The 14812-nt window shown below is 55.1% G+C and carries 9 protein-coding genes; 8 read left to right on the top strand and 1 reads right to left on the bottom strand.

Annotated features, from left to right (window positions below):
- The first annotated feature begins 41 nt into the window (after nt 1-41).
- The 6 genes from DK507_RS03015 (at nt 42) to DK507_RS02990 (ending at nt 7645) form a co-directional block, all read left to right on the top strand.
- Nucleotides 42-2636, top strand: coding sequence for a TonB-dependent receptor (locus tag DK507_RS03015; protein ID WP_254054236.1), 2595 nt, complete (start codon nt 42-44; stop codon nt 2634-2636).
- Between the two features lie 76 nt (nt 2637-2712).
- Nucleotides 2713-3915, top strand: a complete 1203-nt coding sequence (locus DK507_RS03010; protein WP_367889544.1) for an iron-containing alcohol dehydrogenase — start codon at nt 2713-2715, stop codon at nt 3913-3915.
- Nucleotides 3884-4348 (top strand): thioesterase family protein, encoded by a 465-nt coding sequence (locus DK507_RS03005; protein ID WP_254054235.1) that lies wholly within the window; start codon nt 3884-3886, stop codon nt 4346-4348. Before DK507_RS03010 ends, DK507_RS03005 begins: the two co-directional genes overlap by 32 nt.
- Nucleotides 4349-4372: 24 nt before the next feature.
- On the top strand, nt 4373-5515 hold the full coding sequence (locus DK507_RS03000) for an acyl-CoA dehydrogenase family protein (RefSeq protein WP_109354681.1): 1143 nt from the start codon (nt 4373-4375) through the stop codon (nt 5513-5515).
- Between the two features lie 41 nt (nt 5516-5556).
- Nucleotides 5557-6471: a DMT family transporter gene (locus tag DK507_RS02995; protein WP_109354678.1), complete on the top strand. Its 915-nt coding sequence runs from the start codon at nt 5557-5559 to the stop codon at nt 6469-6471.
- Entirely contained in the window at nt 6449-7645 is a 1197-nt protein-coding gene (locus tag DK507_RS02990) for a winged helix-turn-helix domain-containing protein (protein ID WP_109354677.1), read from the top strand. The genes DK507_RS02995 and DK507_RS02990 overlap by 23 nt, the downstream gene beginning before the upstream one ends.
- 9 nt (nt 7646-7654) lie before the next feature.
- Here the strand turns inward: DK507_RS02990 and DK507_RS02985 are convergent, their stop codons facing one another.
- The gene (locus DK507_RS02985; RefSeq protein ID WP_254054234.1) at nt 7655-8212 is read right to left on the bottom strand and encodes a hypothetical protein; all 558 of its coding nucleotides are present in this window, start codon (nt 8210-8212) and stop codon (nt 7655-7657) included.
- A 251-nt stretch (nt 8213-8463) separates the two neighbouring features.
- Between DK507_RS02985 and DK507_RS02980 the strand changes: the two genes are divergently transcribed.
- Nucleotides 8464-10626, top strand: coding sequence for an autotransporter assembly complex family protein (locus DK507_RS02980; RefSeq protein WP_254054233.1), 2163 nt, complete (start codon nt 8464-8466; stop codon nt 10624-10626).
- Nucleotides 10626-14807, top strand: coding sequence for a translocation/assembly module TamB domain-containing protein (locus tag DK507_RS02975; RefSeq protein ID WP_109354676.1), 4182 nt, complete (start codon nt 10626-10628; stop codon nt 14805-14807). Before DK507_RS02980 ends, DK507_RS02975 begins: the two co-directional genes overlap by 1 nt.
- Nucleotides 14808-14812: the final 5 nt, after the last annotated feature.

Genomic DNA, 14812 nt, shown 5'->3' with positions numbered 1-14812 from the left:
TGAATAATAAAAACAAGTTTCATTTGTCAGGGAGAACAAAAATGAAAAATCTTAATAAGTTACTGATGGCTGTCATGTGCAGTACAGCCATTACCACGCCGGCATACGCGCAAGATCAAGGTGCTGAAGAAACAGTTGATGATAATGTCATCATCGTGACCGCGACGCGCCGCGCCGAAGACGTGCAAGATATTCCGATTGCTGTGACGGCGGTTAGCCCGGTTCAGTTGGAGCAACAAGGCGTTGTCAACGTTCAGAATATCGGCAGCGTTTCCCCAAGCTTCTCAACCTCCAATGCGCAAACCGCATCGGGTACGGTTGTGCTGCGCATAAGAGGTGTCGGTACCACATCAAACAATATCGGCTTTGAATCCGCGGTCGGCATCTTTGTCGACGGCGCATATCAGTCCCGCCCAGGCGTCGCGCTTGGTGAGTTTGTTGACGTCGAACGTGTCGAAGTCCTTCGTGGCCCACAAGGCACCCTGTTCGGACGCAACACTTCGGCCGGTGCTTTGAATATCACCAACAAGCGTCCAGACCTGGATGAATTTGGCGGCTTCGTAAACGCGACCTATGGCAATTTTGATCATATCAGTGTGCAGGGCGCCATTAACGCACCAATTATCGAGGATACGCTCGCATTTCGTTTGACTGGCGCTTATCGCCAGCGTGACGGTTTTGTTGATATTATCGACAGCAATGGTGGAAGTGTTGGTGATTCCAATGATACGAAGCAATATCTGATCCGTGGCCAGTTGGGCTTTGAAAGTGATAGCGGTATTCAGGCGCGCTTGATTGCTGACTATTCCAAGAGCACGGCGAGCTGCTGTGCTGCGATTGAGGTTCTGCAATCTGGTATCGAAACGGCAGGATTATTCAACGCAGTGGGCCTTGGTCCGCGCGGCGGTATGGCCGGACCAGATGTTGCTCTGACTCCGTTCGACGTCACGGCAGCACAGCGTGCCGTGGACAATCGGATTGCAACATCCGACCAGCGGGCTGACCCGTCCAACGATCAATGGGGCATTACGGCGGAAGTCGAAGTTCCTATCAGCGACAGTGCTGACGTGATTTACATCGGTTCCTATCGTGAATATCGGGCAGAAGAAGCTTACGATTCTGACTTCTCAGGTCTGGATGTCTTCAACGTCCTGCCAGGCAGCGACACGGCCATTGATACCATGACGCATGAACTACGTATTCAAGGCGAAGCCTTTGATGGTGCGTTGAGTTGGTTGGTCGGCGGTTATTATTCCGATGAGGATATTACGCAGTCCACCAATTTCGGACTGGGTCAGGATTATGACCGGTTGGTCGGTGCGTTGCTGGCAGCTGCTTCTGGCGGAGCCACATTGAACCCGGCAGACCCTCTTTATGCTGGCGGCGCGACCTTCTTGGGTGCGACACCACTCCAAAATCTCACTGGTGTTGATCCCTCGACAGTGCGAACCACCAATGCCTATACGCAAAGCAGTAAGAGTTGGTCGATTTTCACCCATAATACGCTGGAAGTGGCGCAAGGGCTGAAACTCACCGTTGGTCTGCGCTATTCGGATGAAAGCAAGGATGGCTCCTTCACGCAACCAGCGATCACCAACAACGTTTGTCCGGCAACATTGGGACAATTTGCGGCGGGCAATATTGTTCCAGACCCGACTCTTATTCCGACGGTACTTGGCCTTGGCTGTTTTGCATTTGTGGCGCCAGCCATTGGGTCAGATGCGATTGCATTCCCGCTGCCACGGCCTTTCGTCAGCGAGTTTAATGACGAGGAGCTGATCTACACCGGTAAAGTGAGTTATGAATTTGCTGATCCGGTAACGGTTTATGCAAGCTTCACCCACGGCTATAAGTCAGGCGGGTTCAACCTGGATTCGACCGCTGCCGCCGGCGGTGCAGACCCGCGATTTGCTTCGGAAGAAGTGGATGCCTACGAGGTTGGTCTAAAAGCCAAATTCCTGGATGATGCGGTGACCCTGAACGTTGCCGGTTTCCACGAGGAATTCACGAACTTCCAGGTTCTGGAATTTACCGGAGCGCAGTTTACGACGTTCAACGTGCCCAGCGCGAAATCAACCGGCGTTGAAATTGAGACTGTCATTCGTCCGGATGAGAATTTCACAATCAATGGCGGTTTGACCTACACGGATGCAAGATATCCGAGCGATTGTGCTGGTACACAAACCTCTCCCAATGTTCTGAGCCTGTGCGGCAACTCGCTGACCAATGCTCCGAAATGGGTGGGTATCATGGGGGCAACCTATGATCGTGACCTTGGTGACAGCCTGAAATTCTTCGTCAATGGTCAGCTTCGGATCGAAAGTGATCGTCGGACATCAACGCAGGCGATCGTTGTTCCCAATGCTGCAGCCATTACAGCGGCGGGCAGCGTACAGGCGGCTGTTGATGCAGCGGCTCTCAATCCGTTCGATGTTCAGGATGGCACGATCAAAATCAACATGCGCGCTGGTATCGGCGACATTGATGATGCTTGGGGCATTGAAGCCTGGGTGACCAACCTGACCAATGAAGTGACGCGCGGTGTTACGTTCAACACGGTGCTGCGTTCAGGTTCACGTTCGACCTTCATTCAGGAACCACGCATGTACGGTTTGACCCTGCGCGGAAAATTCTAAGAATTAAACAGTTTGGGGGCATTTCGTCACCACAAGGAGGGGCCGGTTTTCCGGCCCCTTTTTTTGACCTCGGTTGATGCCGGTTGCGCAGTGCGATGATCGGTGCAAAAGTCCGGCTATGAATAGCTATAGTTTCCAAACGGTACCGGTCCTGCATTTTGGCGAGGGCTGTCTTTCAATGTTGGCTGATCAAGTCGCTGCGCTTGGCGGAACCCGTCCGCTGATTGTCACCGACAAGGGCATTATCGGCGCTGGTCTTATCGCTCCTGTAGAGCAAGCGCTGTCCGATGCTGGTCTGACAGCGCATATATTTGATGCGGTCATAGCCGACCCGCCTGAAGTGGTGGTCGAGCAAGCCATTGATTTAGCGGAGAGCGCTGATGTCGATATTGTCATTGGCCTGGGCGGCGGTAGTTCACTGGACACCGCTAAAGTTGTAGCAGCGCTGGCGGTCGATAATGCGCAGGTGCTTTCGGACATTTATGGTGTGGGCCAACTGGCACGCAAAGGCTTACCGACGATATTAATCCCGACGACATCGGGCACGGGTTCCGAAGTGACCGCCATCTCTATCCTGACAACGGGTGAGACGACCAAGGCCGGAATCGTGTCGCCGCATCTGTTTGCCGACGCCGCCATACTCGACCCCACGCTAACACTTGGTCTGCCAGCCGCCGTGACCGCAGCTACGGGTATAGATGCGATGGTCCATGCGATAGAGGCTTATACGGGCCGTCATGCGAAGAATCCGGTGTCCGATATGCTTGCGATTGAGGCACTGAAACTGCTCACCGCCCATATTGAAACCGCCTGTTCGGACGGCGCCAACATGGTCGCACGCGAGGCCATGTTGCGCGGCTCTATGCTGGCGGGACAGGCTTTTGCAAACTCGCCGGTCGGTGCGATCCATGCGCTTGCTTATCCGCTCGGCGGGATTTATCATATCCCGCACGGCCTCTCCAACGCGCTCGTCATGCCGCATATCATGCAGTTCAATCTGGAAGCAGCGGCCTCGCTCTATGCGGAATTGGCCGATGCGCTGGATGTGCCAAAAACGGGTCCGAATAGCGCGGAAGCCCGGGCGCAGGAATTGATCGACTATCTCGAAGGGTTGGCTGTGAAGGTGAACGCGCCCCGTCGCTTGCGTGAAGTCGGCATCGCTGAAGACGCAGTCGATGAGCTGGCTGAGGCCGCCATGTTGCAGACCAGATTGCTGATCAACAATCCCAAAGAATTGGACCTCGCCGATGCCAAGCGGATCTACGCCGATGCATGGTAAAGAGCGTACCCCACCACCTGTGTGGGATGATTATCGCGTTGGTTCATCCATCACCACTCGCTGGAATGACAATGACCCTTATGGTCACGTTAACAATGCAGTCTATTATTTCTGGTTTGATAGTGCGGTGAATCGCTATTTGATCGAACAAGGTGCGCTCGACATTGAAAAGAGCGATGTCATCGGACTGGTGGTCCAGACTTCTTGCGAATATTTTGCGCCTATTGCCTTTCCCGATCTGGTTGAGGCACGCATCCGCGTCGAGAAGCTCGGTCGGACCAGCGTGACCTATGGAGTCGGTTTGTTTCGCGGCGATGAGACGACCGCATCGGCGGCAGGCAGCTTTACTCATGTCTATGTGGACCGGGAGAACAGGCGACCAACGCCGCTGCCCGCGCCCTTGCGTTCTGCGCTGGAATTGATAACCCTTTAACTGAACAGTTAAAGGACCAACATCATGCGCCACGCCGCTGATACCGAAGAACGCCAGCAGTTTCGGGACATGATCCGGCGTTTTGTCGAATCCGAGTTGCAGCCTCATGCCGATGAGTGGGACGAAGCAGGAGAAATCCCCTGGGAAGTCCATCAAAAAGTAGGCGCGCTTGGCACCTGGGGCTTTGGTGTCGCTGAGCAATATGGCGGGCTTGGCTTCGACGACATGTACATGCGCTGCATCTGGGGAGAGGAGGCAGCGCGCGCCCATAATGGCGGTACATTGGCGGCGCTGGGCGGGCGCAGTATCTCTATCGGCCCGATCGAGAAACTGGCCTCTCAGGACATCAAGGACCGTATTCTCAAGGACATTGTCCAAGGGCGGGTTGGCTCCAGCCTAGGTGTAACCGAACCGGGCGGCGGTTCTGATGTGGCGAACATGAAAACGACGGCGCGGCAAGATGGCAATCACTGGGTCATCAACGGGTCAAAAACCTTTATTACTGGCGGAATGACATCGGATTATTTTGTCGTCGGCGCCCGGACCGGTGGGGAGGGATTGAACGGGATTTCGCTCTTTCTGGTCGAGACGGATATGGAGGGGTTCTCCCGCACCGCGCTAGACAAGAAAATGGGCTGGTGGGCGTCGGATCAGGCAACGCTCTATTTCGATGATGTCCGTGTCCCCGCTGGCAATATGCTCGGCGACGAAGGGCGCGGTTTTATCCAGATCATGCACAATTTCAACTATGAACGGCTCGGCATGGTTGCTCAGTGCCTGGGGATGATGCGGGTCTTGCTGGAAGAGTCCATCACCTATGCGCAACAGCGTGAAACTTTCGGGAAACCGCTGAGCCAGCACCAGGTTATCCGTCACAAGATTGCCGAGATGTCAGCCCGGGTTGATGCGACTGAGGCTTGGGTCAATCAGATTTGTTTTCTGGCAGAAAATGATCGAATGCCGGTTGACCAGATATGCAAAGCCAAGTTTTTCAGCACCAAGAACCTGGAATATTGTGCTAGCGAAGCGATGCAAATCTGGGGCGGCGCTGGCTATTTGCGGGGTAATGTCGTCGAACGTTTTTACCGCGAGGTGAAAGTCATGGCGATTGGCGGCGGATCAGAGGAAATTATGCGCGATCTGGCTGTGCGGCAAATGGGTCTTTAACACAGCTAGACTTTTTTGTTTGCCAGCCCGATAGCATTTCAATGTCTGTCCATTCCGATTCCCCGTCACAAGGCGCACCAATACTGCCCATTGGATCCGTGCTGACGGGCTTGGCCTTTTTTTGCCTGATGGACGTCACGATGAAAAGCCTCAGCATCTCGCTGGGCGCTTATAATGCGATATTGTGGCGGGTGCTGCTCGCGCTTGGCCTGGTCAGCATATTATATCTGGCGCGCCGCCCGAAAATGCCAGCTGGCCCAACGCTGAAAATCCATTTGCAGCGCGGAATCATAACAGTCTTCATGGCCTTCCTGTTTTTCTGGGCATTGATACATGTCCCTATTGCCGAAGCGGTGGCGCTTTCATTCATCGCGCCCATTATCGCGCTGTATCTGGCGGCCGTGTTTCTAGGGGAAACCATTCACCGCAATGCAATTTTCGCGTCTGTTCTTGGTCTTGCCGGTGTCGTCGTGATTGGCTGGGGTAAAATGAGCGGCGATTATACCGATGAAGAGCTGCTCGGTTTCGGGGCCGTCCTGTTATCGGCGCTGCTTTATGCGGCCAATCTGGTGATCCAGCGCAGTCAGGCTTTACTCGCAGACCCGATCGAGATCAGCTTCTTCCAGAATCTTGTGGTCGGGGTAAGCTATGGGCTGGTCGCTCCGTTTCTGGCTGTCGTACCGGATGTCCAATATGCGCCGGAATTTCTGGCAGCCGCTTTGCTATCGATCATTTCTGCGCTGTTCATCGCCTGGGGCTATGCGCGGGCGCAGGCCCAGGTGTTGATCAATCTGGAATATAGCGCCTTTGTTTGGGCCGCGATTTTCGGATGGGTTTTCTTTTCGGAACCTGTCAAGCTGCCGACGATATTGGGTACGGTGCTGATCGTTGCAGGATGTATATTGGCTACCCGTCGCGGGCGACCCGTTGCCCATGTTGAAACGACAGCAATCTGATGGCCCCGTGCCGCTAAAAATCAAGAACCGTGATGCGCGCCGCCTGTGGCTGGACCGGCAGGGTTTGGCCCGTACGCCAACCGGTTCGCTCGATCTGCTGCAAATCATCACCGATCTCGGCTTTGTTCAACTCGATACGATCCGTAATGTCACGCGCGCCCATCATCATATCCTGTGGAGCCGCAACCAGAATTATCGCGAGCCGATGCTGAATAATCTGCTGGCAAATGAGCGCACTGTTTTCGAACATTTCACTCATGATGCATCGGTATTGCCGATGGAATTTTATCCACTCTGGCAGCGCCAGTTTCGCCGTCTGGGAGAACGGGCGGGCAAGCATAAGGTGATGGCGGAAGAAGATATCGCTGCGATCAAGGCGCGGATAGCGGACGAAGGGCCTTTATCAACCCATGCCTTTGACACGAAGGTCATTGGGAAAAAGGAAATGTGGGCGCGGCCGCCGCATAAACGGGCGCTGGATCAGCTCTGGTATGCCGGGGAGCTTGCGACATCGCACCGGGATAAATTCGTCAAATATTATGACCTTGCCGAGCGCGTGGTTCCGCCTGCATATCGGCAAATGGAGCATAGTGACGCGCATCAGATGGACTGGCTTTGTAAGGCAGCGCTCGACCGGCTGGGCTTTGGAAGCTTAGGCGATATACAAAGATTCTGGGCGGCGCTCGACGCCCGGGAAGTCAGGGCATGGGCAGATACGGCTTTTCATCATCTGGTTCCAGTCGAGCTGGAAACCGTCGGCGGTGACTGGGTCAGCATGATCGCTCGGCCGGACATTGAAATTTTGCTGTCCAATCTTTCCCCGCCAACATCGCGGCTGCGCATATTGAGCCCTTTTGATCCTGCGGTGCGCGATCGTACCCGGCTTAGCCGGCTATTTGGTTTTGACTATCGTATCGAAATTTTCGTCCCCGCCGCCAAACGGCGCTGGGGCTATTATGTTTATCCGCTACTGGAACGGGACCGGTTTGTTGGCCGTATCGAGTTAAAAGCAGACCGCAAAGCGGGCCTGTTGAAGGTCATTCAGATATGGTCTGAAAAGGGGATAAAATGGACCAATGATCGCGCTGGCAAGCTTGATGCCGAGCTGGCGCGTCTGGCACGGTTGATCGACGCCGATCGTGTCGAATGGCATTGCGGCCGGATAGGCCGCTAGAGCAGGTCTCTATTTTACGATACCGCTAAAGCGCAGCTCGCCTGACGCACCCGAAGCAATCGCCTGATCGAAAGTCCAGCGAATATGCGTAACATCACTTGGCTGGGCGGCACGGGTAACACTGGTGTCCGGGGCATCGGCACTTTCGCTGGCCGTATCTGTTACCGTCAGTTCGGTTAATTTTCCAAAATTTTGGCCGCCGTCTACTGACACCAGGGCCCAATCCTCATTGACGCCGGTAAAGGTCACGGCTTTGTGAACCGGATTGTTGACAACGAACCCCGTCACCGCTGCGTCGCCAGTGTTACGATATGTGTTTACAAAAACGAGCTTGTCGCCGGGAATTACCTTCACCTCGGTCGGCTTGTATAATTTTGTTGATTCCTGTCCGGTTGCATCCGGTTCGGTCCGCTCCACGAGCACTGCGCTTTCAATTTTTACATTGGCACGCAGATCAGCGCTCTGGATGGCAGCTTGCAATGGCGCGGCATGTGCTGTGGCGATACCGGCCATCAACATACCGGCGACAAGAATAGCTTCAATCAACAAGGTCTTTATACTCGACATGATTTTACATCCCCACATTGCTGCGGCCCGATACGCAGGGCCGCTCATATCCACCCGCCGAATATGGTAGAACTTGGTTAACAACCGGTTAAAATCAATCATCAGGACATGCTGAATGGATAGGCGATCAGCGGCTCATGCCGACCCGTTTATGCAATCATTTAGCAGATTGTCCGTCTAATTGATTGGCTTGCCGGAAATTTCAGCTATTTTATTAGCTTCCTTTGAACCGAACGGCTAAAGCACCGGCTATGGGCCTGACCGCGTATCGTTACTGCCTTTTCATGTTGCTGGTTGGTTGTATGCTGGTGGCCTTGTCACCGGTCGTATCATCGCCGGCATTTGCACAAAAAGCTGAAACCGAAAGCCAGGCTGATGGCGTGGTCGGCGGTAACGATACCGATACTTCAAGCGACCTGGAGCCATTGGATCCTGATAAGCCGCTGGCTGAGTTGCCTGACTTTGGTGTCGAATGGCCGGAACTTGACGCTCCGTTATCCGACAGTCCGGCACTGGAAGAACCGGCTGTGGACACGGCCCGTGATGTGGAGATGGATCGCCGCCTTGCCGAAGAAGAAATTTCTGAAATTGAAGATCAGGATATCAGGGCCGAGGCCGAAGCCGAGCTGGAGCAGGGCATTGCCGCCAGTTTTCAGCCTGATGACAGTTTGGCAGAGCGCCGTTACGCGATAGCATTCACGGGATTGCCCGACAATCTGAGCACAATGTTCAACCAGCGCTTTCAAGCGCTTTCTGCCTTGGAGGAATATCGGGGCGATGAAGCAAATTTTGCCCAGATCAAGCGGCGTGCGGAAACAGATCGCGAACTGGTTGAGCGCTTGCTGCGTATCGAAGGCTATTATGATGCAATTGTTCGTAACAGCTTTGCGGCGGGACGGGGCACTGACATAGATGTAACAATTGCTGTTACGGCTGGCCCCCAATATCAGCTCGATGCAATCACGCTGAACGGTCTGGAGCAAGCGGGAGGCAGTGATGCAGAAAAATTCCGCAATGCTTTCGGGCTGCAATCGGATGACGTCATCAATAGCGACCGGATCATGGAAGCACGGGCCAGGCTGGACGAGGAAATGGCTGAAAACGGATATGCCTTTGCCGAAACTGCGGAGCCGGAACTGACCGTCGACCATGCGGAGCGTAGCGGTGATCTTGATATCGTCGTTACGCCTGGTGAGAAGTATGTTTTCGGTTCGATCCTGATGGACGATACCGAGTTGTTTAGCGCTGATCATGCCGAATTGATCGCGCGTTTTGATGCAGGCGATCTCTACCAACAATCAGATGTTGAGGATCTTAGGCGCGCCTTGATTGCCACCGGACTGGTATCGACGGTCACACTTCAACCCGTAGCCGCAGGTGATGAAGAAGGTGTCGTGGATATCGCGGCCAGCGTCACGGCGGCACCGCTGCGCACAATATCGGGTGCAATCGGCTATGGGACGGGGGAAGGACTGCGCTCGGAAGTCAGTTGGGAACATCGTAACTTATTCCCGCCGGAAGGACTGATCCGGCTGACCGGTGTCTTGGCGACACAGGAACAATCGGGCAGCATAACCTATCGGCGTAACAATTTCCGCCGCCGGGACAATGTTCTTAACGGTCAGGTCGCGCTTAGCAATGTTGACAACTCAGCCTTCGAAGCGCGCACATTCTCTGTCTCGGCCAGTCTGGAGCGGCAAAGCAATCTCATTTTTCAAAAGAAATGGAACTGGTCAGCGGGGATTGAACTGCTGGCATCGCAGGAACGCGATATTGATGGCAATATTCAGACAACATCGCGGGACACCTTCTTCATCGGCTCCCTACCCCTAACTTTGGCTTATGATGGCAGTGACAATCTGCTGGATCCGACCAACGGTTTTCGCCTGAGCGCGCGATTGGCACCAGAGGCTTCATTGCAGTCAGGCAGTTTCTTTTATGCCCGCAGCCAGATTGATGGCAGTGCCTATTATCCTGTGTCGGATAAAATTGTTCTGGCCGGACGGGCAAGATTGGGCTCGATTGTCGGTGCCGGCAGCAACCGGATTGCTCCATCGCGCCGTCTCTATTCTGGTGGTGGCGGTTCGGTGCGCGGTTTCGGTTTTCAGCGGATCGGTCCGCGCGACGTGAATAACGACCCTTCCGGTGGTCGCTCCCTGGTCGAATTTTCACTGGAGGCGCGCGTGCGTGTAGATGCATTTGGCGGCAATTTTGGCGTCGTGCCCTTTATTGATGCTGGCAATGTTTATACGAACTCGCTGCCTGATTTTACCGGGCTGCGTTTCGGTACCGGGTTGGGCGTGCGTTACTATAGCGACTTTGGGCCCATCAGGGTGGATGTCGGCACGCCAATTAATCCGCAGGAAGGAGATTCCCGGATCGCCGTCTATGTATCGCTGGGTCAGGCATTCTGATGGACAGTGAAGAGCCCATCCTGGATGTTGAGGCGGCCAAACCTCGCCGCAGGGTCCGCCGCGCCATCTGGGGGTTTTTGGGATCGATTTTGCTGTTCGGTATCATCGTTCTGGCTGGTGCCGCTTATTGGTTGGACAGCGATAGCGGCCACACTTTCATCATCGACAAGGTCGAGGCACTGGAGCCCGAAGACGGCCTGCGCATCGGTATTGGCGCTATTGAAGGGTCGGTTTACGGACAGATGGAGGTCGTCGACCTTGAGCTATCTGATCCCCAGGGTGTGTTTTTCCAGGCCGGCCGCGTCGGGGTCGACTGGAATCCGCTGGCATGGATCTTTAACGAGCTGAACGTTTCCAATGCGGTGGTTACCAAAGCGCGTCTGGACCGACTGCCACAGCTTATTGATACACAGGAAGATGGCCCGCTGCTGCCTGGTTTTGACATCTACCTGGGTGCTTTTCGGGCGGATAATCTGGCTGTCGGTAGAGCCATTACCGGTGAAGAACAGCGCGCTGATCTGGCCGGCGCCGTTGATATCCGGTCCGGGCGCGCGATGATCACTCTCGATGCCGCGACGACGCGCAGCGGCGACAAGATAAACGTGATTCTCAACGCGGAGCCAGAGCGCGAGAAACTTGACCTGAATGCCGAGATCACGGCTCCGGCCGGTGGCGCGATCGCTGGTTATCTTGGGTTTCAACAGGATTATGCGATCACGCTTGCTGGTGATGGTGACTGGGCGAAATGGGATGGCAATCTGTCGGTAACCAGTGCTGACCAGCAGCTTGCTGACATGACGCTGGAGGCTCGCGACGGACTGTTCGGCTATGATGGTAGTGTCGCGTCGGCCTTGCTGCCGTCCGGATTGGGGCAAAGATTGACCGCACCGCAGCTGGCGATCAATGGCAATGCGTCGATCGAGGATCGGCTTGTCATGATTGATTTGATGGCGCGTTCCAATGCCGCAACCGTAACCGCAGTGGGGGGGATTGATCTTGCTCGCAACGCTCTGGATGCGCTGCGGGTCGAATTTGATGTGGGCAACCCCGGGGCATTGGTTGTGAATATGAAAGCGCAGGATCTGGAGTTGAAAGCGCTGCTCAATGGCAAATTTTCGGAGCTGCGCTACCAATATCTGCTGACCGCACCGCAGCTGGCACTTGGCAAAACGCTGCTGAGTAATGTCAATGCATCGGGCGAGGGGCAGCGCGATGCCAATGGTTTTGATGTACCAGTGGAATTGGCAGTCGGCTCACTAATCGGCAATGGTGACCTCCTGAAACGGCTTTTGTCAGGGTTTAATGGCAAGGCCTTTTTGCGGTTGGAGAATGGACGACTCTATGCTGACAATGCGGTTATCACTACAGATACCGCACGAGGCACGGCTGATATCGAGGTCCCTTTAGCGACCGGCAAATATCAAATTGCAATAGATGCACAGGCGCCGGGATTTGCTGTGCAAGGCGTTGGTGTGGCGGATATCATAGCGACAGTTGTGTTGGAGCCCGGTGCAGGCGGCCTTGCGCTGAACGGCGATGTCACAGCCAATTTGCGGCGGTTCGACAATGTCTTCCTGCGCGAATTGGGCGGCGGCCTGCCGGTGGTGAAAACGGGTCTGGCGATCGGCGATGACAAGAAACTACGCTTCACTGGTCTTGATATTCAAGCACCCAAGCTTGGTTTCAAGGGCCGCGGGGTGCAGCAAACCGCGACCATATTCGAGTTTACCGGCAGCGGTATGCATGACCAATATGGCCGCTTTGATCTTGACCTTGAAGGACCATTGGCCCGGCCGCAGATTGGAGTCCTGCTTGATAGCCCGCTACCTGCTGCGGGCCTTGCCGCGGTGCAAGTCAATCTCGACCCGGTGGACAATGGATTTGCATTCTCTGCTACGGGCGGATCGACGCTGGGTTCTTTTGATGGCAATGGAGCGATTATTACCCTGCCGGGACAAGATACGCTGGTCCGTGTTGAACGACTGAAAGTATCTGACACGTTGGCAACTGGCACCATTCGGCCCACCGCATCAGGCCTGGCCGGCAATCTGGCGATTAGCGGCGGCGGCGTAGACGGGAATGTCCTGTTTGAACCCGGTGCCAATCGCCAACTCATCCAGGCGAAGCTGACCGCCAAAAATGCCCGCTTCGATGGTGAGCCGCCGATATTCATCCGCACAGGCGCGCTGGATGCCGATGTCGTTCTGGTCGAGGGTCGATCAGATATAACCGCAACCGTGCGGGCACAAGGAATTAGTCAGGGCGACCTGATGGTGGGCCGGATCGCGGGGAATGCAAAACTGACAAACGGGACAGGTAACGCCACCTTCTCAGTTGCGGGTACGCGTGGCAGCACGTTCAATTTTCAGGCGAAGGCCGATATCACCCCGGACCGGTATGTGATGACAGGTCAAGGTCTGTTTGAAGGACGGGTTCTGAAGCTTCGCCGTCCACTTGAACTGCGCCGTGTCAGTGGTGGTTGGGCTGCTTCGCCGACAATATTGACCTATGGCCGGGGTTCGGCCCGTTTCTCGGGAATATGGGCCAGTGACTCATCCCGGCTCGATCTGACGCTTTCCAAAATGCCGCTATCGCTTGTGGATATTGTCAATGATGATCTGGAGCTGGGCGGAGAGGCCAATGGCACTGTCAAACTGACTCAGACCGGCTCGCAAATGCCTGTTGGTGATGCCAAGCTGACGATCAACGGCCTGACCCGTTCAGGACTTATTCTGACTTCCACCCCGGTAGATCTGGGTCTCAATGTCGCGGTGTCCGCACGAAATGCAGCGGCACGGGGGATTATTAAATCGCAGGCCAAGACGATCGGCCGGCTTCAGGGCCGGATAACAGGCTTTGGCGAAGGCAATTGGAAAGAGGAATTGCTGCGCAGTCCGTTGTTTGCGCAGGCGCGTTTTAACGGCGCGGCTGATGCGCTCTGGCGACTAACCGGGGTAGAGACATTTGATCTGACCGGTCCAGTTGCCATGAGCGCTGATGTCGGCGGCACACTTGCCAATCCGGAAATTCGCGGGACCGTTAACACCACCAATGCACGGCTGGAAAGCGGACTGACCGGAACTGTGATTTCCGGTATTACAGCAAAAGGGCGGTTTGACGGGTCACGGCTGGTCCTGCCCAATATAACGGGCACTACCAGGGGTGGCGGATCGGTAAGCGGCAACGGCAATTTCAACTTCGCGGTCGCGCCGGGTGAAGGCATTGGTATCATGCTTGACCTCACCGCCCAACAAGCGCGCTTGATAGCGCGGGATGATTTTGCCGCAACGGTAACTGGTCCAATTCAAATTCGCAGTTCTGCCGAAGGCGGCCTGATATCTGGTGATGTAACCCTCAACCGCAGCTTCTTCCAATTTGGGAATGCCAGCGAAACAGCAGCCTTGCCGCAAATCAAAGTCCGCGAGATTAATCGCCGGGCCGATGAACGCCCCCGGGTGGTTAGCAGCCGTCCCTGGCGGTTTGCGCTCAATGCCAACGCGCCCAATCGGCTGCAGGTTGAGGGATTGGGCCTCGACAGTGAATGGCGGGCCAATTTTAAAGTTTCCGGTCCCGTCGATAATTTTGCGATGATTGGCAGCGCGAACCTCATTCGCGGGAACTACACTTTTGCTGGTCGCCGTTTTCAGCTCGAACGCGGTCGCATTCGTTTTGTTGGGGATCAGCCCCCCAATCCGGTGCTGGATATTGAAGCAGAGGCGGATCTGACCGGCCTTAATGCCACAATCAATGTTACCGGCACCGGCAATCGCCCCGAAATCGCCTTTAACAGCATACCCGCTCTGCCGCAGGATGAGCTGTTGTCGCGCGTTCTGTTTGGCGCCTCGATATCTGACCTGTCCGCACCAGAGGCTGTGCAACTGGCCGCTGCCGTTGCTTCTCTCAATAGCGGCGGCGGGCTCGACCCCATAAACCAGCTGCGCAAGGCTGTCGGCCTCGACCGCCTGCGCATATTGCCGGCAGATGTCACCACCGGTCAAAGCACTTCCATCGCGGCGGGGAAATATATTACCCGGCGGGCCTATGTCGAGCTGATAACCGATGGTCAGGGTTATAGTGCGACGCGGCTGGAATTTCAGATCACTCGTTGGCTGTCGATATTGTCCAGCATCTCAACATTGGGACGACAGAGCGCGAATATTCAGATATCCAGAGATTATTGAGAAAG

This window comes from Sphingorhabdus sp. EL138 (assembly GCF_900258045.1).
In the GTDB taxonomy this organism is placed as follows: Bacteria; Pseudomonadota; Alphaproteobacteria; order Sphingomonadales; family Sphingomonadaceae; genus Parasphingorhabdus.
The sequence above is the reverse complement of the archived record's forward strand: the minus strand, read 5'-3'. Positions and strand labels throughout refer to the sequence as shown.